Source organism: Pseudonocardia sediminis, assembly GCF_004217185.1.
Lineage (GTDB): Bacteria > Actinomycetota > Actinomycetes > Mycobacteriales > Pseudonocardiaceae > Pseudonocardia > Pseudonocardia sediminis.
The window spans coordinates 2457078-2478102 of the sequence record NZ_SHKL01000001.1 but is presented as its reverse complement, the minus strand read 5'-3'; the positions used below and the strand labels follow the sequence as shown (position 1 = coordinate 2478102).

The 21025-nt window shown below is 73.5% G+C and carries 17 protein-coding genes; 8 read left to right on the top strand and 9 right to left on the bottom strand.

What is annotated here, in order from left to right:
- Nucleotides 1–112 precede the first annotated feature (112 nt).
- The 3 genes from EV383_RS11540 (at nt 113) to EV383_RS11530 (ending at nt 4611) form a co-directional block, all read left to right on the top strand.
- On the top strand, nt 113–502 hold the full coding sequence (locus EV383_RS11540) for a hypothetical protein (protein ID WP_130289915.1): 390 nt from the start codon (nt 113–115) through the stop codon (nt 500–502).
- A gap of 153 nt (nt 503–655) precedes the next feature.
- The gene (locus EV383_RS11535; RefSeq protein ID WP_130289914.1) at nt 656–3430 is read left to right on the top strand and encodes an ATP-binding cassette domain-containing protein; all 2775 of its coding nucleotides are present in this window, start codon (nt 656–658) and stop codon (nt 3428–3430) included.
- Nucleotides 3427–4611, top strand: coding sequence for an ABC transporter permease (locus tag EV383_RS11530; protein ID WP_130289913.1), 1185 nt, complete (start codon nt 3427–3429; stop codon nt 4609–4611). Before EV383_RS11535 ends, EV383_RS11530 begins: the two co-directional genes overlap by 4 nt.
- A gap of 214 nt (nt 4612–4825) precedes the next feature.
- Here the strand turns inward: EV383_RS11530 and EV383_RS11525 are convergent, their stop codons facing one another.
- The 3 genes from EV383_RS11525 to uvrB all read right to left on the bottom strand — a co-directional run bounded on the left by EV383_RS11525 (nt 4826) and on the right by uvrB (nt 9744).
- Nucleotides 4826–6022 (bottom strand): GAF domain-containing protein, encoded by a 1197-nt coding sequence (locus tag EV383_RS11525; protein ID WP_130294267.1) that lies wholly within the window; start codon nt 6020–6022, stop codon nt 4826–4828.
- A 163-nt stretch (nt 6023–6185) separates the two neighbouring features.
- The gene (locus EV383_RS11520; RefSeq protein ID WP_130289912.1) at nt 6186–7439 is read right to left on the bottom strand and encodes a glycosyltransferase 87 family protein; all 1254 of its coding nucleotides are present in this window, start codon (nt 7437–7439) and stop codon (nt 6186–6188) included.
- Nucleotides 7440–7611: 172 nt separating this feature from the next.
- On the bottom strand, nt 7612–9744 hold the full coding sequence (gene uvrB, locus EV383_RS11515; protein WP_130294264.1) for an excinuclease ABC subunit UvrB: 2133 nt from the start codon (nt 9742–9744) through the stop codon (nt 7612–7614).
- Between the two features lie 185 nt (nt 9745–9929).
- Between uvrB and EV383_RS11510 the strand changes: the two genes are divergently transcribed.
- Nucleotides 9930–10460, top strand: coding sequence for a ribonuclease FAU-1 family protein (locus tag EV383_RS11510; protein WP_242623033.1), 531 nt, complete (start codon nt 9930–9932; stop codon nt 10458–10460).
- A 13-nt stretch (nt 10461–10473) separates the two neighbouring features.
- On the opposite strand, the gene EV383_RS11505 is transcribed toward EV383_RS11510, so the two are convergent.
- The 5 genes from EV383_RS11505 to rpsA all read right to left on the bottom strand — a co-directional run bounded on the left by EV383_RS11505 (nt 10474) and on the right by rpsA (nt 15915).
- Nucleotides 10474–11244 carry a hypothetical protein gene (locus EV383_RS11505; RefSeq protein WP_130289911.1) on the bottom strand — a complete coding sequence of 257 codons (771 nt, stop codon included), beginning with the start codon at nt 11242–11244 and terminating at the stop codon, nt 10474–10476.
- A complete protein-coding gene (locus tag EV383_RS11500; RefSeq protein ID WP_242623447.1) occupies nt 11241–12023 on the bottom strand; it encodes an RNA polymerase sigma factor in 783 nt (260 codons plus the stop codon). Before EV383_RS11500 ends, EV383_RS11505 begins: the two co-directional genes overlap by 4 nt.
- A 143-nt stretch (nt 12024–12166) precedes the next feature.
- The gene (gene coaE / locus EV383_RS11495; RefSeq protein WP_130289909.1) at nt 12167–13363 is read right to left on the bottom strand and encodes a dephospho-CoA kinase; all 1197 of its coding nucleotides are present in this window, start codon (nt 13361–13363) and stop codon (nt 12167–12169) included.
- Nucleotides 13364–13426: 63 nt separating this feature from the next.
- Nucleotides 13427–14149 (bottom strand): hypothetical protein, encoded by a 723-nt coding sequence (locus EV383_RS11490; protein WP_130289908.1) that lies wholly within the window; start codon nt 14147–14149, stop codon nt 13427–13429.
- Between the two features lie 263 nt (nt 14150–14412).
- Nucleotides 14413–15915 carry a 30S ribosomal protein S1 gene (gene rpsA, locus EV383_RS11485; protein ID WP_130289907.1) on the bottom strand — a complete coding sequence of 501 codons (1503 nt, stop codon included), beginning with the start codon at nt 15913–15915 and terminating at the stop codon, nt 14413–14415.
- A 290-nt stretch (nt 15916–16205) separates the two neighbouring features.
- Here rpsA and EV383_RS11480 point away from each other — a divergent pair, with 290 nt between their 5' ends.
- Nucleotides 16206–17024 carry a class I SAM-dependent methyltransferase gene (locus EV383_RS11480; protein ID WP_242623032.1) on the top strand — a complete coding sequence of 273 codons (819 nt, stop codon included), beginning with the start codon at nt 16206–16208 and terminating at the stop codon, nt 17022–17024.
- A 13-nt stretch (nt 17025–17037) separates the two neighbouring features.
- Here the strand turns inward: EV383_RS11480 and EV383_RS32620 are convergent, their stop codons facing one another.
- Nucleotides 17038–17796, bottom strand: a complete 759-nt coding sequence (locus EV383_RS32620) for a carbonic anhydrase (RefSeq protein ID WP_130289905.1) — start codon at nt 17794–17796, stop codon at nt 17038–17040.
- A 130-nt stretch (nt 17797–17926) separates the two neighbouring features.
- Between EV383_RS32620 and EV383_RS11470 the strand changes: the two genes are divergently transcribed.
- The 3 genes from EV383_RS11470 to EV383_RS11460 all read left to right on the top strand — a co-directional run bounded on the left by EV383_RS11470 (nt 17927) and on the right by EV383_RS11460 (nt 20977).
- Entirely contained in the window at nt 17927–19024 is a 1098-nt protein-coding gene (locus EV383_RS11470; protein WP_165438309.1) for a DNA glycosylase AlkZ-like family protein, read from the top strand.
- Between the two features lie 69 nt (nt 19025–19093).
- Nucleotides 19094–19492 carry a hotdog fold thioesterase gene (locus tag EV383_RS11465; protein WP_130294260.1) on the top strand — a complete coding sequence of 133 codons (399 nt, stop codon included), beginning with the start codon at nt 19094–19096 and terminating at the stop codon, nt 19490–19492.
- A 255-nt stretch (nt 19493–19747) separates the two neighbouring features.
- A complete protein-coding gene (locus EV383_RS11460) occupies nt 19748–20977 on the top strand; it encodes a branched-chain amino acid ABC transporter substrate-binding protein (protein ID WP_242623031.1) in 1230 nt (409 codons plus the stop codon).
- Nucleotides 20978–21025: the final 48 nt, after the last annotated feature.

The window sequence follows — 21025 nt, the reverse complement described above, 5'->3', positions numbered from 1 at the left end:
CGAAAGCGTCACGCGGAAACGTCTCGCTCGTTGACCCCGCGTCGGGGAAGCACGAGAACGGCGCCCCGTCCGGATGATCGCGACCCGGACGTGGCGGTACGGAGGAGACACGATGAGACGGACCGTGACGCTGACGCTGGCGGGACTCACCCTGGGTCTGGCGGTAGCGGGGACCGCGGCCGCGGCGCCGGAGGGCGCGCACGGCACCTACACCGCGCGCGACGGGGTGACCGCGGACGGCACCCGGGCCGAGCGGTCGGCGCCGCTGACCGACCCCGAGCTGGGGACCTGCTTCGACCTCCTCACCCCGGACGGGCGGGCCGCGACCTGGGCACGCACCGAGAACGAGACCGACCGGCTCGCCACCGTCTCCGAGCGCTCCTGCGACGGCACCGGGGGCGCGACGACGGACGCGTCGCCGCTGACGTCGCTGCTGGCTCCCGGCCAGGACGCGCCCGCGGACCACGCGTGGCGGTCGGTGCGGTTCAGCAGCATGCCCTGATGCCCCGGTCGCGCGCAGTGATACCTGAGACGTTCTCAGGATCGGCGCGGCGCGCTGTCGGTGCGCTGACATAGGTTCGACGGCGTGCAGCGACTCCCTTCCGGCCGCCCTGCCCGCGCTGTACGACGGCGCGGGCGGCCGCGCACCGGAACGGTGGGCGTTCTCGGGTCCCTGCTGCTGACGGCGGTGCTGGTCGTGGGCCTGCCGGGGGTCGCCTCGGCGGCCGCTGCTGCTCCGGAACAGGCCGTGTCCGCGGACGAGATCGCGGTGGAACCGTCCACGGTCGACGTCCCGGGCGGGCCGGGGGTCGGCGGCACGGTCGCCCTGGACACCAGCCTCTACGTGCCCTCGTCGGCAACGGCGGCCACCCCGGCGCCCGCGGTGCTCGTCGCGCACGGCTTCGGCGCCACCAAGGACAGCGTCGACTCCGACGCCCGGGAGATCGCCGCCCGCGGCTACGTCGTGCAGACCTGGACCGCGCGCGGCTTCGGCGCCAGTGGCGGCCAGGTCGCCCTGGACTCCCCCGACTTCGAGGTCGCGGACGCGAGCCGCCTCATCGACCGCCTCGCCGCCCGCGCCGACGTGCAGAAGGACGGTCCGAACGACCCGCGGGTCGGTGTCACCGGTGCCTCCTACGGCGGCGCGCTGTCGTTGCTGCTGTCGGGCTACGACCGCCGGATCGACGCGACCGCGCCGATCATCACCTGGAACAATCTGGACCAGGCCCTGTTCCCGAACAACGCGGCCACCGCCGCGCTGCCCTCCGACACCCCGGCCCGCGGCGCGTTCGCGGGCGACGGCGTGTTCAAGCGGGGCTGGGCCGGCGTGTTCTTCGGCAGCGTCGGGGACCCGCGGCGCAGCGACCCGGCCCGGCCGCTGACCTGCGGCCGGTTCACCCTGGCCGTCTGCAACGCCTACACCGAGTCGGCGACCACCGGCCGTCCCTCCCCCGCGACCACCGCGCTGCTGGAGCGCTCCTCGCCGTCCACGGTCACCGACCGGATCACCGCACCGACCCTGCTGGTGCAGGGCGAGCAGGACACCCTGTTCGGCCTCGACCACGCCGACGCCAACGCCCGCCAGATCGCCGCGAACGGCACCCCGGTCTCGGTCATCTGGTTCTCCGGCGGGCACGACGGCGGCGCGCCCGACACGAGCGTCCGCGGCCGGATCGGCGACTGGTTCGACCAGCACCTCCGTGGGACCGCCCCCGCCGCTGCGGACGTCCCGTTCGCCTACCAGGTGCAGAGCGGCGTCCGGACCCGCGGCGACACCCCGACCGGTCGCACCGTGCTCGCCGACGCCTACCCGGGCCTGCCCGGGCCCGAGGCGTCTCCGCCGGTCGGGACGCAGCCGGTGGCCGTGACCGGGCCGCCCCAGGTCGTCGTGCACCCGGCCGGCGGCAACCCCGCCTCGATCACCTCGCTGCCCGGTGCCGGTTCCGCGCTGAGCTCGCTCGGCGGCCTGTCCGGTCTCGGTGCGCAGCCGGGCCAGTCCGCCCGGTTCGTCTCCGAGGCGCTGCCGGAGGCGACGCAGATCGCCGGCGCACCGCGCGTCGACGTCGAGGTCTCGCGGATCCCCGGCCAGCCCGGTGGCGCCGAGGCCGTCCTGTTCGGCTCGGTCTCCACCCGCGGCGCCGACGGGCGCACCACCCTGCTCGGCAACGCCGTCGCCCCGGTCCGGGTCGCCGTCCCCGCCGACGGCAGCCCGGCGCGGGTCACCGTCACCCTGCCCGGGGTCGCCGCGCCGGTGACGGCGGGCAGCTCGCTGGTCGTCTCGCTGTCGACCACGGACCAGGGCTTCGACTCCGGCACCGACCCGTCCGCGTGGCGGGTGGGCCTGGCCGGCGGCACCGGGCTGACCGTCCCAGTGGTGCCCGGTCGCGCCGAGGCGGCGGACACCGTCCCGATCTGGGCGCTGGTCGGCATCGCCATCGCGCTCGCGGCCGCGGCGCTCATCTGGCTGGTGGCCCGCCTGCGCCGCCGCCGCGAACCGGAGGCGACCACCGACGACGCCCCGCCGTTGCAGGTCAGCGGCCTGGCCAAGACCTACAAGGGCGGGTTCAAGGCCGTCCGGGACGTCTCCTTCACCGTCGAGCGCGGGATGGTTCTGGGCCTGCTCGGGCCCAACGGTGCCGGCAAGACGACGGTGCTGCGGATGCTGATGGGGCTGATCTCCCCGACCGCGGGTGAGATGCGGGCGTTCGGCACGCCGGTCCGCCCGGGCGGTGCGGTGCTGAGCCGGATCGGCGCGTTCGTCGAGGGTCCCGGCTTCCTGCCGCACCTGTCCGGGGCGGAGAACCTGCGCCTGTACTGGGCCGCGACCGGCCGACCGCCGGAGCAGGCCCGGATGTCCGAGGCGCTGGAGATCGCCGGGCTGGGCGACTCCGTGCAGCGCCGGGTCGGCACCTACTCCCAGGGCATGCGGCAGCGCCTGGCCATCGCCCAGGCCATGCTGGGCCTGCCCGAGCTGCTGATGCTCGACGAGCCCACCAACGGGCTCGACCCGCCCCAGATCCACGCCATGCGGGAGCTGCTGCGCCGCTACGCCGAGGGCGGGCGGACGGTGCTGGTGTCGAGCCACCTGCTGGCCGAGGTGGAGCAGACCTGCACGCACGTCGTCGTCATGCACCGCGGCGCGGTCGTCGCCGACGGCACCGTCGACGAGATCATCGCCGGTGAGGGCGGCGCGTCCTTCGGCGTGGACGCACCGGACGAGGCGGCCCGGGTCCTCGACGGGCTCGACGGCGTCCGGGAGATCACCGTCCGCGGGTCGGTCGTGCAGGCCGACCTGGACGGGCTGACCCGCGCCGACGCCGTCGCGGCACTGGTCGGGGCCGGGGTGGCCGTCGAGACCGCCGGACCACGGGGCCGGCTCGAGGACGCGTTCCTGCAGCTGGTCGGCGAGAACGGCGAGGGGAACTCATGAGCGAGAACAACGGACAGAGCACCGGCCGCCACCGCACCGAGGCCCGGGAGTCCACCGACGTCGGGTCCGGCGGGAACGGGAACGGGTCCACGTCCGCCGACGCCGAGGCCTACGGCACCGGGTCGAGCGGAACCGGGTCGAACGGCACCGAACCGCACGGGGACACCCGTGGGGCCGTCGGTCCGGCCTCCGGTGGCCGGCACGCGGGTGCGGAGCCCGGGTCGTCCACCGACGCGACCGGCGCGTCCCACCCGGCGCCGGGTGCGTCGAAAGCGGCCGGCGACGACACTCCGGTGACCCAGTCGACCCACCGGGGGACGGTGGGCGCCCTCATCGACGCCGGTGCCGCGGCCCCCGCGGTGCCCGGGCGGACCCTCCCGATCCGCATCGAGCTGGCCCGCCAGCTCCGGCGCCGCCGCACGCAGGTCTCGTTCGCCCTCGTCGCCCTGCTCCCGGTGATCCTGTGGGCCGCGTTCCAGATCGGCGGCGACGACGACGGCCCCGGCGGCGGCCCGACCCTGGTCGACCTGGCCAGCAGCAGCGGCACCAACTTCGCCGTGTTCACGCTGTTCGCCTCGGCCAGCTTCCTGCTGGTGGTGCTCGTGGCGCTGTTCTTCGGCGACACCGTCGCCTCGGAGGCGTCCTGGTCGTCGCTGCGCTACCTGCTCGCCGTCCCGGTCCCGCGGGCCCGGCTGCTGCGCCAGAAGGCGGTGGTCGCGGCCCTGCTGTCGGTGGGCGCGCTGGCTCTGCTCCCGCTGATGTCGCTGCTCGTCGGGTCGCTGGCCTACGGCGCGGGTGACCTGGTCTCCCCGGTCGGCGAGTCGCTGCCGTTCTGGACCGCGTCCGGCCGTGTCCTGCTCGGCGCGCTCTACATCGCCGTGCAGCTGAGCTGGGTCGCCGGCCTGGCGCTGCTGCTCTCGGTGAGCACCGACGCCCCGCTCGGCGCCGTCGGCGGCGCGGTGATGGCGTCGATCCTCTCCCAGATCCTGGAGCAGATCACCGCCCTGGGCGACCTGCGCGACTTCCTGCCCACCCACTACGCCGACGCCTGGTCCGCCCTGCTGTCGCAGGACATCGACTGGGGCGACATGACCCGGGGCGCCTTCTCCGCCGTCGTCTACGCCGTCGTGTTCACCACCGCCGCGGCCTGGCGCTTCACCACCAAGGACATCACCAGCTGACGACGCACGGCCCGGTTCGACTCCTCGGGGTCGGCCGGGCGGGTCGGCCGACCGTCACGGCACGCTCCGAGCGTCACGTCATGGCGAGCAAAGACGCCAGAAGGTGACGCTCGATCGCCTCCTACCGCCGGTACACCGTCGAGCGTCACGTGATGGTCGGACCGACGACCGGATCGTGACTCCCGATGACTCGGGGTCACTCCGGGGGCGGACCTCAGGCCGGTAGCAGCCTGCGCACTCCCGGGGCGGTGGACTCCCGCACGACCCGGCTGGTGGCCAGGCCGGGCGCGGACACCTCGACGTCCGGGGCGATCCGGTACGGCCGGGCCAGCACCAGACCGCCCAGGGTGCGCCGCAGACGCGACACCTCGGCGCGGACGGTGACCAGGTGCGCGCGGTCGCCGTAGAGCGCCTCGCTCAGCGACGCCGCGTCCAGGCCTGTCGCGCCCGCGCGGGCCAGGAGCGCGAGGACCTCGGCGTGCCGGGTGGAGAGCGGGTGCACCCAGCGGTTCGTGCCCTGCACGACGGCCCGGGGCGGACGGGCGTCGAGCTCCAGCACCAGCTGCATCCGGAGCTCACCGGTGCCGGCGGGTCGCAGCAGCCAGCCCCCGGGCACGGCCTCGGGCAGGCACACCCCGACCCCGTGCACGGCCAGCGGGCGCTCCGCGGCGGGCACGCCGACGCGCTCGATGCCGGGCATGCCGCTCACGGCGGCGACCCAGCCGTGGTCGTCGACGACGAGGCCCGGCCCGTTCACCGCGGCCAGCATCGGCGCACCGACCGTGCGCAGGGCGTCGAGCTTGCCCTCGTGCCGGCGCCACAGGCCGGCCTCGGCCAGCCGGACGGCGGTGTCGACGAGCGCGACGGTGGTGGGGTGGATCGTCTCGGCCGGCCCGCTGACGTCGACGACACCGAGCATCTCGCCGCTGCGCGGGTCGTGCACCGGCGCGGCGGTGCAGGTCCAGACGTGGTGGCTGCGCACGAAGTGCTCGGCGGAGAAGATCTGCACCGGACCGTCCTCGGCGAGCGCGGTGCCGATCGCGTTCGTCCCGACGCTGGCCTCGGACCAGTTCGCGCCCTCGGTGAAGCCGAGCGAGTCCGCCCGGCGGCGGACCGAGGTCGAACCCTCGCGCCAGAGCAGGACACCGTCGGCGTCGGTCACGACCATCACGTGCCGGGCGTCCTCGGCGACCGAGGTCAGTGCCGCCCGCAGCTCCGGCAGCACCATGGCCAGCGGCGACCGGGTGCGGCGCCGCTCGACCTCGTCGGTCCCGACCGGGCCCGGCGGATCGCCCAGGTCGGGGTTCACGCCCTGGGCGCGGACCCGGGTCCAGGAGCGGGCGACGAGACCCCGGGGGTCGGCCGGGGGACGGTCACCGGCGAGCAGGGCGTCGTGCACCTTGGCGAGCATGCGGGCGTGCCGGCCCAGGTCGGTACCCGGCCGGACCGCACAGACGCCGTTGTCCACCTGCACCTCCCCGCGCCGGTCGGGCTTCAGGTTATGCCGGGGCCTGTGGGCCGCGCCATACGTCGGGCGACCGGATCACGGACGGGCGGTGCGGACCCGGGGCAGGTCAGCCGACGGCCGTCGTGCGCACGTCGTGCCGAACCGCTCCGGCCGCACCGGGCCCGCACTGGTAGTACCACCAGCCCAGGGCCAGCGTGATGACCGCGACGATCACGTAGCTCGCGCCCAGGGTCTGCTCCCAGAGGCTCCAGCGCATCTGCATGCCCCAGACGTTGGGCATCCAGCGGAACGGGGCGACGTAGAACATCGCCGCCGTCACCACCCCGACCGCGGCCCAGGCCACGGACCGGTACCGCACGGCGTGCGCGCCGACCGCGATCAGTGCGGGTACCACCCACACCCAGTGGTGCGACCACGAGGTGGGCGAGGCCATCAGGATGACCGCGGCCGTCGCGGCGAGGGCGGTGGCCGGCTCGGCCCGGCGGATCACCGGGTAGGCCAGGACCAGCAGGATCGCCACGATGACCAGCCACAGCACGGTGAACGGCAGGCCGGTCAGGTCCTGGCGGGCCAGCACCGCCTGGATGGTCTCGTTGGAGAAGAACGTCGAGCCGCTGACGCCGGCGGCCGGGCCGCCGAACCAGTACCGGGCGGACGCGTCCGGGTCCACGGCGAACCCGACGCCGGTCGCGACGATCCCGGTCACCGCGGCGACGACCGCCGAGCGGAAGTCGCGACGGAGCAGGAAGAACAGGACGAACCCGCCCGGGGTCAGCTTGATCGCCGCCGCCAGGCCGATCAGCACGCCGCGCGGCAGACGCGTGCGCGGGGCGAGGCAGTCGACGAGCACCATCACCATGAGGACGAGGTTGATCTGCCCGAACGCCAGCGTCTGGGCGACCGGCTCGATCAGCAGGGCCGCGGCCAGGACCAGCATCGAGAGCGGCACCGCACCGCTGCGGCCACCGGCCGGCCAGACGACCCGCACCGTCACGTAGATCGCGGCTGTCAGGGCCAGCACGGACAACGCGAACATCACGAACACGGCGACGCCGAGCGGGATCACGCTCAGCGGGACCAGCACGATCGCCGCGAACACCGGGTAGATGAACGGCAGCACCGGACCGAAGACGGGCTGCGGCAGCGTCCCGTACATGTCGCCGCCGGCCAGCCAGGTCTGCACCCCGATGCGGTAGACGTCGAGGTCCAGCGAGTAGCCGTGCAACCGGGTCCAGGACCAGATCAACGCCGCGATCAGCAGCGGCACCGCCACGAGGAACACGGCGCGGTTACCGGTCAGGAGCGCGCGCAGCCTCCGGACGAACACGTCCACGTCGGACGTGGTGCGGATGACGGTCACGCTGCTCCTCCGGGCTCATCGACGGCTCTGCCCACCGACAGCAGTGCCGACCCACGGTATCCGGGCGGTCGCGGGTCCGGACCACGGCCCTGGCCCCCGACCCGGCGCACCGCTCCCGTTGCGCCGTACCGGTGCAGGTCCCCGCGGCCGGACCGCCCGGCGGCCGGCGGAGCTACTTGACCCCGGCCGCGTCCATCCCCCGCAGCTCCTTCTTCAGGTCCGCGATCTCGTCGCGCAGCCGGCCCGCGAGCTCGAACTGCAGGTCGCGCGCCGCGGCGAGCATCTGGTCGTTCATCTGCTGGATCAGGTCGGCCAGCTCCGCCCGCGGCATGCCCGTCGTGTCCTTGCCGGCGACGACGCCGGAGCTGGTCCGCCCGGCCTCCCCCGCCGCGCGCTTGCCGCGCGAGGCGTTGCGCCCGGACCCGCCGACCGGGACGGCCTCCTCGGTGTCCTCGGCCTCCCGGTACACCTGGTCGAGGATGTCGGCGATCTTCTTGCGCAGCGGCTGCGGGTCCAGCCCGCGCTCGGTGTTGTAGGCGACCTGCTTGGCACGACGGCGGTCGGTCTCGTCGATCGCGTACCGCATCGAGTCGGTGATCTTGTCCGCGTACATGTGCACCTGGCCGGACACGTTGCGCGCCGCACGCCCGATCGTCTGGATCAGCGACGTGCCCGAACGCAGGAAGCCCTCCTTGTCCGCGTCGAGGATCGCCACGAGCGACACCTCGGGGAGGTCGAGGCCCTCCCGGAGGAGGTTGATGCCGACCAGCACGTCGTACTCGCCGGAACGCAGCTGGCGCAGCAGCTCCACCCGGCGCAGGGTGTCCACCTCCGAGTGCAGGTAGCGGACCCGGATCCCCAGCTCGAGCAGGTAGTCGGTGAGGTCCTCGGCCATCTTCTTGGTCAGCGTGGTGACCAGGACCCGCTCGTCGCGCTCGCTGCGGGCGCGGATCTCGTGCACCAGGTCGTCGATCTGGCCCTTGGTCGGCTTGACCACGACCTCCGGGTCCACCAGACCGGTCGGCCGGATCACCTGCTCGACGAACTCGCCGCCCGTGCGCTGCATCTCGTACGGCCCCGGGGTCGCCGAGAGGTAGACGGTCTGGCCGATCCGGTCGGCGAACTCCTCCCAGGTCAGCGGCCGGTTGTCGGTGGCCGAGGGCAGGCGGAACCCGTACTCGACGAGGTTGCGCTTACGGGACATGTCGCCCTCGTACATGCCGCCGATCTGCGGCACCGTCACGTGCGACTCGTCGATCACCAGCAGGAAGTCGTCCGGGAAGTAGTCGATCAGCGTGGCGGGCGCGGTGCCGGCGCCGCGGCCGTCGATGTGGCGCGAGTAGTTCTCGATGCCCGAGCAGAACCCGACCTGGCGGATCATCTCCAGGTCGTACTGGGTGCGCATGCGCAGCCGCTGGGCCTCGAGCATCTTGCCCTGGTTGTCCAGCTCGGCCAGGCGGGCCTCCAGCTCGGCCTCGATGTCGCGGACCGCACGCTCCATCCGGTCCGGACCGGCCACGTAGTGCGTGGCCGGGAAGATGCGCAGCTCGTCGACCTGCTTGATCGTGTCGCCGGTGAGCGGGTGCAGGTAGTAGAGCGACTCGATCTCGTCCCCGAAGAACTCGATGCGGATCGCCAGCTCCTCGTAGGCCGGGATGATCTCCACGGTGTCCCCGCGGACCCGGAACGTGCCGCGGGCGAACGCGACGTCGTTGCGCGTGTACTGGATGTCGACCAGGGCCCGGAGCAGCTTGTCGCGCTCCACCTCCTCGCCGACGGCGAGCTGCACCGACCGGTCGAGGTAGGACTGCGGCGTGCCCAGGCCGTAGATGCACGACACCGACGCGACCACCACGACGTCGCGCCGCGAGAGCAGGTTCATCGTCGCCGAGTGGCGCAGCCGCTCCACGTCGTCGTTGACCGAGGAGTCCTTCTCGATGTAGGTGTCGGTCTGCGCGATGTAGGCCTCGGGCTGGTAGTAGTCGTAGTACGAGACGAAGTACTCGACGGCGTTGTTCGGCAGCATCTCGCGGAGCTCGTTGGCCAGCTGCGCGGCGAGGGTCTTGTTCGGCGCCATCACCAGCGTCGGGCGCTGCTGCTGCTCGATCAGCCAGGCCGTGGTGGCCGACTTGCCGGTACCGGTGGCGCCCATGAGGACGATGTCCTCCTCGCCCTCGCGCAGCCTGCGGTCGAGGTCGGCGATGGCCGTCGGCTGGTCACCGGCCGGGACGTGCTCGCTGACCACCTCGAACCGCTTGCCCGTGCGCTCGATGTCGCCCACCGGGCGGTGCACCGAGTGCGCCAGCGGGGTGTCCGTCGGCGTCTCGCCCGCGTTCGGGTGCGGCTGAACCTCAGCCTGCTCGTGCACGTCTGCTGCACTACCGGGGACCTCAGTCGCGAATGCCACGGAACCCAGGGTACGAGCAACCCCCGACAGTTTTGGTGCGCGGAGGGCTCACGGGGGCCGGATCCGGTGGAAGGATCACCGCGGTGCACCCTCCGAAGATCCAGAGCTTCGACCCGGTGTCCGGGACCAACGTCGACACCAAGGGCAACCCGCGCGTGATCGACACGTTCCGGGAGCACGACTGGGGCCTCTATCTCAGCCGCCCGATCGTCGGCCGGCCGAACGCGTGGTGGATGGAGACCTGGGTGCTGCCGGAGCTGGGCATCTGTCTCACCGACTGGCGCTGGAATCCCGGACACGAGCGCGACCAGGACTTCTACGTCGACATCGCCGAGATCGTCCGCGACGGGGACGACGGCCGGGTGCTGCGGATGACCGACCTGTACCTGGACCTCGTGGTGCGCACCGGGCGGGAGGTGGAGCTGCTCGACGTCGACGAGTACGTCGCCGCGGTGGCGCAAGGGCTGCTGGAGCCGCGGCTGGCCGAGTACGCGCTGGCGCGCTCGCACGCCGTCCTGGACGCGCTGGCGCGCCACACCTACGACGTGGAGGCCTGGCTGGCGGGGCAGGGCATCCTGCTCGGGCCGCGGGCGGAGCCGGTGCGCGACGCCTGAGCGCCGGGCGGGGTCAGACCGCCCCGGACCCGCCCTTGCCCGATCCGACCGCCGACGTCGAGATCTCGGAGCTCGACGACGTGGCCGAACCGTCCGTCGTCGAGGTCGGCGCGGCCGAGCTCGTCGTCGTGGTCGGCGGCGTCGTCGGGTCGGGGGTGCCCTCCGGGGGCTTCGTCGTCGTCGGCGGGGTCGTCGGGGGCGTGGTCGGCTTCGGCGTGCTGGACGTCGGAGGGGTCGTCGGCGGCGGCTTCGGCGTCGTCGGGTCCGGGTCGCCCTCCGGACCGCCGCCACCGGGGGCCGGGCCGGGTGCGGGCGGCACCACCGGAGCGGGCGCGGGGGCCGGGGCGGGCACGACGGGGGCCGCGCCGGGTGCGGGCGCGGCGACGGGCGCCGGGGCCACGACGCCGCCGCCTGACGCGTTCTGCGGGACGTCGGACGATGCGCCGGCCAGTGCGCTCGCGGTCGACGGGTCGAACGCCGGGGGCAGGGCCGGGTTCGCGGGCACCTGGGGGGCGGCACGGCTCGGGAGCTGGCCGGAGAAGCCGGGGGACGCGATCGCCGACGGGGGCGCGACCGGCGACCCGATCGGGGCCGCGGCGGTCGCGACGGCGGTGATGCCGCCCAGCGCACCCACGGTGAGCACGGCGGCGGCCGCGGCGGAGCTGGCCCGGCGCACGCTCGGGGCACGGGCGATCACGTCGTCGACCTGCGGGAGCGGCACCGCCACCGACAGCGCGTCGTCGAGCCGGCGGAACTCCTGGTCGACGTAGCGGTGCTCACTCATGATCGTCCCCCCGGAAGATCGTCGGTGCCGTGCCGGCCGTCCCACTGCTGCGGTACCCGTTCCTCGCCCGGAGCGGGATCGGGTGGCGCACCGACGACCTCGCCGAGCACGTCGGCCAGTCCCTCGGTGACGACGTTCCGGCCGCGCCGCAGACGCTCGCGCACCGACTTCTCCGACGCCTTCTCCAGCATCGCGATCTCGTCGATCTCCAGGCCGGCCATGTGGCGCAGCACGATCGACCGCCGGTCGGCGACCGAGAGCCGAGCCAGCGCGTCGAGGAGGGCGGCCGTGCGCGGTTCGACGGAGTCGTCGGCGGGCCGGACGCCACGGCGCAGCCCGATGCGGGCCATCCCCTGCCGCCACCCGCGCGTCGACGTCCGGATCGCGACCCGGCGGACCCAGCCGACCGGGTCCTCGGTGTCGCGCAGCTCGGACCAGCGGCGCCAGGCGCGGGAGTAGGCGTCCTGCACGGCCTCGTGGGCGTCGCCGGGGTGCAGCGTGATCGCGTAGAGCTGCGCGACCAGGCGCGGGTAGTGCGTCTCGAGGTGGGCACCGAAGTCGGCCCGCAGCTCACCGTGCGGGAGCGTGCGGTGCTGGGCGACCACGGCACCGCTGATCGGGTCCGGGTCGTCGACGAGGTCCGGGGCGGCGGCACCGGTGTAGGGGTCGACCGCGTACGGGGCCCCGGTGTACGGGTCGACGGCGGGCCCGTCGGGGTAGGCGTGGACGGCGTCGCGATCGGGATCGGCGTCGTCGCCCCGCCCGTAACGCTCTGCCACCGTGCTCAACCCGCGTCCTCTCCTCGTCACGACCCGCGGCGCCGGAACCGCATCGCCGCCGGAAACGGCGGAATGCGGGCATCGGCGCCCTCACTCCGCCTTTCGACCAACGAGCGGGGCCCGTTACAGGTTCGCCCGAATGATCAGGTCGCCGACCACGCTCCGGAGGATGCCCAGGTACGGGCCCGCGTGTCGGCCGCGTCGAACCACGGCTCCTTGTGCGCGGCATAGCGCGCGGCATCCGGATCAGCACCGAACAGGGCCGCCGCCTCGCGCTTGAGCGCCTCGTACTCCGCCCGGGCACCGGGGTCGGCGCGCAGCCAGTCCCGCATCCGCAGTGCATACGTCCAACCGGGTGACCCGTGTACCCGGAGGTGCAGGTGGACGGGCCGTCCGGGGTCGGCCGAGGCGTGGTAGCGCTTGCCCCACCGGGCCGGGTCCGGCTCCGCATCCTTCGGGTTGTCCGCGGTGATCTCCGGCCGGGCCGGGAACCCCGCCGCGGCCAGAGCACCCGCGAGCGCGTCGGCGTCGTCGAGGGAGTCCACGGCCAGCTGCAGGTCGATCACGTCCTTGGCCACGAGACCGGGGACGGCCGTGGACCCGATGTGGGACACGCCACGTCCACGCTCCCCCGCGGCGGCCGCGACGCGCTCGGCGAGCCGGCGTGCCTGGTCCGGCCATGTCGGGTCCGGGTCCACCAGCTCGGCGGGGCCGCTGCGGACGGGCCGCCCGGCCCGCAGGTTCTCCTCGAACGGCACCAACCGCTCGTCCCACAGCGCGTCGACCTGCCGGCGGGTGTCGGCCCCGGAACCGGAGTTGTCGAGCCAGACGTCGGCGGCGGCGCGGCGCTGGGCGTCGTCGGCCTGTGCGCCGATCCGGGCCCGGGCGTCGGCCTCGGCCATGCCGCGGGCGCCGACCAGGCGGCGCACCCGCTCCTCGGCGTCCAGGCCGACGACGACGACCAGCGGGAACGCCGCGGCCATCCCGCCCTCCACGAGCAGCGGGACGTCCTGCACGACGATCGCGTCGCGGTCCGCGGCCGCGATCAGCTCGTCGGAGCGTTCCCGGACCCGCGGGTGCACGATCGCGTCCAGGCGGGCCCGGGCCGCGGGGTCGCCGAACACGATCGACGCGACGGCCGGCCGGTCCATCTCGCCGTCGGCGCCGACCACCTCCGGCCCGAACGCCTCGGCGATCGCCGCCAGGCCGTCCGACCCGGCGGCGACGACCTCCCGGGCGATCACGTCCGAGTCGACGAGCACCGCTCCCCGCTCGACGAGGCGACGGGCCACCGTCGACTTGCCCGCCCCGATCCCACCGGTCAGCCCTACGCGCAGCACCGGATCACCGTACCCACCCGGTCGCGTCCGCCCGGGGCCGTGCCTCCACCCCGGACGGGTGGCTCAGGCCGGCCCGGGTGCCGCGGCCGCGGACGGACGCCCGGCCTCCGCGGCGGGGGTCGGCGTCGCGGGAGCGGGCGCCGGGCGGCTGCCGGCGGGCTGGGTCGGTGCGAGCGCCGGGAGGATCCGCTTGGCCAGGTCCGGCAGCGTCTCGGCCGCGGACCGGTTCTGCCCCGGCGCCGAGACCGGCAGGACGAACGTGAGCGTGTCCACCCCGTAGACCACGGCCAGCGTCGACTCGTCGGCACGCTCGATCAGCACCGCGGGCGCGTCGGCGATCGTCAGGTCCTTCGACGAGACCGCGTCGGCACGCTCGGCGTTGCCGTTGAGCTGCCACTGGCGCTTGGCGCCCGCGGCGTCGCCGTAGCGGCCGATGTTGAGCTGGTAGAGGACCGGGCCCTTGGCGGCGTTCGTCGTCGCCTCCTGGCCGTTGGCCCGGTAGGTGCACGCGACGCGCTCGGTCCGCCCGACGGAGGGCTCCGGCACCCCGCGCACGGTCTGCGCGGCGACCGAGCCCAGGGGCTGGCCGAACAGGGCACCGGCGATGTCGGTGGACATCAGCTTCGTGCAGTCGTCGGGTATGGCGATCTTGATCGGCTCGGAACCGGGGGCGGCCTGCCCCGCGGATGCGACCGGGAAGGTGGGGACCGGGATGTTGGGATCCCCGGACGCGACGGAACAGCCCGTCAGTGCGGTGGCCGTGACGACCGCGAACGACAGACTCAAGGATGACCGGGAGAACCTCCGGCGGGTGTGGCGACCGCCCATGTGTCAATGATGGACGCAGCCGAAGATCGAATCACGTGGCGGCACCGGATCGTCACAGACCGCGTCCCAACTGTGATGTGCGGGCGGCGCGGCGGCCCGGACACGCCGACGACCGTTGGCACGGGGTGCTCGGGAAGTCCTGCGGGAACGGGAGAGGCCCCGGCGACCGTGGTCGCCGGGGCCTCCCCGATTCCGTGCGTCCGGCTCAGGGCCGGGCGCGGTCACGCACCGCCGGAGAGCTTCTCCCGCAGCGCGGCCAGCTGCTCGTCGCTGGCCAGCGAGCCACCGCTCTCGGCCTGCGCCGGGGCGTCGCCGCCACCGGTGCTGCCACCGGCCGGGCTGTCGCCCCCGGAGGAGTAGTTCGCCGTGGCGACCTCGTCGCCGGCCTCCGCCTCGGCCTCGGCGGCCTTGCGGATCTGCGCCATGTGCTGCTCGTAGCGCTCGTGGGCCTCGGCGTACTGCTTCTCCCAGGCGGCCCGAGCCTCCTCGTAGCCTTCCTTCCAGTCGCCGGAGTCGACGTCGAAGCCCTCGGGGTAGATGTAGTTCCCCTGGTCGTCGTACTCGGCGGCCATGCCGTACCGGGTCGGGTCGAACTCGGTCTCGGTCGTCATGCCCTCGTTGGCCTGCTTGAGGGACAGCGAGATCCGGCGGCGGTCCAGGTCGATGTCGATGACCTTGACCATCGCGTCGTCGCCCACCTGCACGACCTGCTCCGGCACCTCGACGTGGCGCTCGGCCAGCTCGGAGATGTGCACTAGGCCCTCGATGCCCTCCTCGACGCGCACGAACGCACCGAACGGGACGAGCTTGGTGACCTTGCCCGGCACGATCTGGCCGATCGCGTGGGTCCGGGCGTAGAGGCGCCACGGGTCCTCCTGCGTCGCCTTCAGCGACAGGGAGACGCGCTCGCGGTCCAGGTCCACGTCGAGCACCTCGACGGTGACCTCCTGGCCGACCTCGACGACCTCGGAGGGGTGGTCGATGTGCTTCCAGGACAGCTCGGAGACGTGCACCAGGCCGTCGACACCGCCCAGGTCGACGAACGCACCGAAGTTGACCACCGAGGAGACGACGCCCTTGCGGACCTGTCCGCGCTGCAGCTGGTTGAGGAACTCGCTGCGCACCTCGGACTGGGTCTGCTCGAGCCAGGCCCGGCGGGACAGGACCACGTTGTTGCGGTTCTTGTCCAGCTCGATGATCTTGGCCTCGATCTTGCGACCGACGTAGGGCTGCAGGTCGCGCACGCGGCGCATCTCGACCAGCGAGGCCGGGAGGAAGCCGCGGAGGCCGATGTCCAGGATGAGACCACCCTTGACGACCTCGATGACGGTGCCCTCGACCGGCTCGTCGGACTCCTTGAGCGCCTCGATCGTGCCCCAGGCGCGCTCGTACTGCGCGCGCTTCTTGGACAGGATCAGACGGCCTTCCTTGTCCTCCTTCTGGAGAACGAGGGCCTCGACGAACTCGCCGACCTCGACGACCTCGGCGGGGTCGACGTCGTGCTTGATCGACAGCTCCCGCGAGGGGATGACGCCTTCGGTCTTGTAGCCGATGTCGAGCAGGACCTCGTCCCGGTCGACCTTGACGATCGTGCCTTCGACGATGTCGCCATCGTTGAAGTACTTGATCGTCAGGTCGATGGCGGCGAGGAAGTCCTCCTCCGACCCGATGTCGTTGACGGCGACCTGAGGCGTGGTCGGGGCGGCGGTGGTGTCGGTGGACATGTAGTGGGGTGCTCCGGTGGTTTTCTGGACATAGGCGGACCGGTCGGCTCGACCGGATGGGTCACTGCGCTCGGCAGTTGTGTGTAGCTGTGACGTTGTAACAGTCACCCTCTGGCGTCGATTCCCGTGATCGGTGAAACGGGTCGGTGGACGTCCGTCTGCGGGGCCCGAAGAGACGGTCCGCGGACATCCGGCCGCGTTGACCACGATGCGGATTTCATGCTACGCGGGGCCGGATGCGCGGGGCAATGCGGGTCCCCCCGTTGCGAGCTGCGACGATTCAGACCCATATGAGTGCGGAGAAGATCGTCGGGACGACCGGGCTGGCGCGCCGGTCCGTCGGGTCCGCGGAGTCCGAGCACGCCAGCCGCCGCTGGTGGGACGCCGACGCCCGGGACTACCTGGCCGAACACGGCGCCGACATCGGCGACGCCGAGTTCGTGTGGTGCCCGGAGGGCCTGCACGAGGGCGACGCCGGACTGCTCGGCGACGTCACCGGCGCCCGCGTGCTCGAGGTCGGGGCCGGGTCCGCGCCGTGCAGCCGGTGGCTGGCCGCGCAGGGTGCCCGGCCGGTCGCCCTCGACCTCTCCGCGGGGATGCTGGCCCACGCCGCGGAGCTCGGTGGGCGCACCGGCATCCGGGTGCCGCTCGTACAGGCCGGCGCCGAGCGCCTGCCGTTCGGCGACGCCGTGTTCGACATCGCCTGCTCGGCGTTCGGCGCGGTGCCGTTCGTGGCCGACCCCGGGCGGGTCATGCGCGAGGTGGCCCGGGTCCTGCGCCCCGGCGGCCGCTGGGTGTTCGCGGTGAACCACCCGATCCGCTGGGCCTTCCCGGACGACCCGGGCCCGGACGGCCTGACCGTCACCCAGTCCTACTTCGACCGCACCCCGTACCTGGAGGTCGACGCCGACGGCGCCGCGACCTACGTCGAGCACCACCGCACGCTCGGCGACCGGATCCGCGACGTCGTCGCGGCCGGGCTGGTGCTCGAGGACCTGGTCGAGCCGGAGTGGCCGGAGGGCCGGGAGCGCGTCTGGGGCCAGTGGTCGCCGTTGCGCGGCGCGCTGTTCCCCGGCACCGCGATCTTCGTGACCCGCCGGCCCGCCTGAGACCGCCCCCGGCTCAGAGCAGCACGACCTCGGCGGTGTGCAGGTCGTAGCGCGCCCCGACGACGGTGAGCTCCCCGCGCGCGACCGCCCCGGCCAGGTCGGCGTCGGCCTTCAGGCCGGCGACGACGCGGCGCACGTTCGCGTCCACCCCGCCCGCGATCCGTGCCGTCCGGTCGCCCTGCGCCGGGATCGACGGCGCGATCGCCTCGACCAGCGTCGACAGGTGCCCCGGCGCCGCCTCCCCCTTCGCCGTCGCGTCGAGCGCCGCGGACACCGCGCCGCAGGACTCGTGGCCGAGGACCACCACGAGCGGGATCTTCAGCTCCAGCAGCCCGAACGCCACGCTGCCCAGCACCGCGTCGTCGAGCACCTGGCCCGCGGTGCGGACCGTGAGCAGGTCGCCGAGACCCTGGTCGAACACGAGCTCCGGCGGCACCCGGGAGTCCACACAGGACAGCACCGTGGCGATCGGGTGCTGCGCCGACACCAGCCGGGTGCGGACCTCGACACCCTCGTGCGGGTGGTCGGGGTGGACCTCGCGCCACCGGCGGTTGCCCTCCTGCAGCAGGGCGAGGGCCTGCTCCGCGGACGGCGGGGCCGCCGGCGCGGCCGCGGGAGCCGCCGCCGGGAGCGTCGCCGGGGCCGCGGACGCCCCCGCCCCCGCAGATCCGGACGCCGGCGTGGAGCACCCCGCCGTCGCCATCGCCGCGACTCCCCCGAGCCCGATCCCGGCCATCCCGCGCAGCACCGCGCGGCGTTCGATCCCACCCACGACGACCCCTTCGACGTCCCGAAATGACGGTTTCGTGTCGCAACGCTATACCCGTCCGGTTCCGTGAGCAATGCGAAGGATTCGCCCGGTCGAGCGAGCGGCCGCGACCGGCGGCGACCGCGGTGGTGGGATGGTCCGCGTGCGGGTGACGTGGCGTCAGGTGACGCGGTGGCGGGCCGGACGCCAGCTGCTGACCGCCCGTGAGCCTGACCCGGTCGCGGTGGCACGACGGCTGTGCGGCATCCACGCCCAGGTCACCTCCTGCGGCGCCGGGATCGCGCAGGTGCGCGGGGCCGCGGACCCGGACACCGCGACGTGGACCGACCGCACCCTCGTCCGGACCTGGGCGATGCGCGGCACCCTGCACCTGCTGCCCGCCGACGAGCTGGAGCTCTGGACCGGCGCCCTGACCGACCGCGAGTCCCGGCGCCGGTTCCCGCCGTCCTGGGAGCGCGAGCACGGTGTCACCGGGCAGGACCTGCACGCGATCACCGACGCCGTCGGCGAGGTCCTCGGGGCGACGCCGATGTCGCGCACCGAGCTCGCCGCGGCGGTCCAGGCCCGGCTCGGCCGCACCGACCTCGCCGGGCCGCTGGCCACCGGCTGGGGTGCGCTCCTCAAACCCGCCGCCGCACGGGGGCTGCTCTGCTCCGGGCCCGCCGACGGCCAGACGAGCACGTTCGTCTCCCCCGCGGCCTGGCTCGGGCGCACGGTCACCGGGCTCGACGCCGGGACGGCGAACCGGGAGGTCCTGCTGCGGTTCCTGTCCGTCAACGGCCCCGCGACCACCGCCGACGTCGCCCGCTGGTGGGGCGAGCAGCCCGCCCCGGCCCGCCGATGGGCCCGCTCCTGCGCCGACGACCTGACCGAGGTGGAGATCGACGGCGAGTCCGGCTACCTCGTCGCCCGCTCCGACGCCGAGGAGCTGGCCGCCGTCCCGGACGGTGGCACCCACCCCGGAGACGGGCCGTTCCTGCTGCCCGGCTTCGACCCGTGGGTGATCGCCCCGCTGAGCCACCGGCGGCGCGCGGTCCCGGACGGGCACGAGAAGGACGTCTCCCGCACGGCCGGCTGGATCTCCCCGGTGCTCGTCGTCGACGGTCGGGTCGCCGGCGTCTGGGACCGCGACGGCGACCTCATCCGGGTGCGGCTGCTCGACAGGCTGCCGGCCGCCACCCGCCGCGCGGTCGAGGCCCTGGCCCGGCCCACCGGCGTGGACTGGACGTGATCCGGCACGGGCGGGCGTGAACGCGGCTAGGGTTCGCCGGTGCCGATCGATCCCTCGCAGCTGCCCGAGATGGCCCCCGACACGAGCTCCGAGCAGCTCGCCGCCCGGATGGGGGTCGAGCTCGTGACGCTCACCCTCGACGAGGTGGTCGGACGGATGCCGGTCGCCGGCAACCGCCAGCCCTACGGCCTGCTGCACGGCGGGGCCAGTGCCGTGCTGGCCGAGACCCTGGGCTCCACCCTCTCCGCGCTGCACGCGATGCCCGAGCGGTTCCCGGTCGGGCTGGAGCTCGCCTGTACCCACCACCGTTCGGCGACGCAGGGGTGGGTCACCGGCACCGCCCGGCCGATCCACGTCGGGAGATCCACCAGCACGAGCGAGATCGTGATCGTCGACGACGAGGGCCGCCGGGTCTGTACCGCGAAGCTGACCTGCCTGCACCGGGACAATCGACCGCAGGTCGGCTGACGCGATTTTTCCGTCCACCGAGGAATCGTTCCCCGATCTGTAACGAACCGCTGCGGGACAGCGAGATAGCACCGTCAGCGACCCGTCTGACACACATCCGTCACTGCGTCACGATCCGGAAACAAGAACATTCGGGGAACTGTCGTCGGCCGTCGGGCCGGGCTAGTTTCCGCCAGAACTCCGTGGCCCGTTCCGGGCGCGGACCGGGTTGACCAGGCTCCTCGGGGGGACCGGTCACGCTCTATGGAGGTCTCGTTGCTCAGAAGCAGGCGTGCGGCCGTACTGGCGGGAGGGGTCGCGCTGACCCTCGCCCTCGCCGGGTGTGCGGCCAACCAGGAGTCCGCGCCCCAGGGCGGCGGCGGGGGTAACCGGCCCGACATCCCGGCGGTCACGACGCTGCCGGTCCCGGCCAACGCGGCCAACCCGGCCGGTAACGGCCAGGCCACCTGTGCCCCCACCACGACGCTGACCTACGCCGGTGCGCTGACCGGCAGCAACGCCCAGCTGGGCGTCAACATCGTCAACGGCGTGCAGCTCGCGATCAACCAGCACAACCAGGCCAACGCGAACTGCCAGGTGCAGCTCAAGAAGCTCGACACCGAGGGCACGCCGGACCGGGCCCCGGGTGTCGTCACCCAGGTCGCCAGCGACCAGAACACCCTCGGCGTGATCGGCCTGCCGTTCTCCGGTGAGTCCAAGGCGACCGGCGCGATCTTCCAGCAGGCGGGTCTCGCGCACCTGACGCCCTCGGCCACCAACCCGGCGCTGACCAAGAACGGCTGGACCACGTTCTTCCGTGCCCTGGCCAACGACAACGTGCAGGGCCCGGCCGCGGCCAAGTTCATGACCGGCAAGCTCGGCGCCACCAAGGTCTGCGTCATCCAGGACGACTCCGACTACGGCACCGGTCTGGCCAAGGCCACCAACGACGCCCTCGGCCCGGTGGCCGCGGGCTGCCAGGACAAGGTGACCACCGGCCAGAAGGACTTCGCCGCGGTCGTGTCGAAGGTCGTCGCGGCGGCGCCGCAGGTCGTGTTCTACGCCGGCTACTACGCCGAGGGCGCGCCGCTGGACCAGCAGCTGTCCAACCGTGGCTTCACCGGCGTCTTCCTCGGCCCGGACGGCGTCAAGGACGCGGAGTTCATCAAGCTCGCCGGTGACGCGTCGAGCAACGCGTTCTTCACCTGCCCCTGCACGCCCGGTGAGCTGGTCCCCCAGTTCGCCGACGCGTACAAGGGCGTGAGCGGCGGGTCCGCCCCGGGCACGTACTCGCTGGAGGGCTACGACTCCACGACGATCCTGCTCAAGGCGATCGACTCCGGTGCCAAGGACCGTGCCGCGGTCCTGAACTACGTCAAGAACTACAGCGGCGCCGGGTACAGCAAGGAGTTCAAGTGGGACGCCACGGGCGAGCTCGCCGCCACCAAGGTCTTCGGATACAAGGTGGACAACGGCCAGATCGTCCCGATCGGCGAGATCGGCTGATCTTAATCCGGTAGTCGACCACGGGCATGTCCGCCCGGGACCAGGACG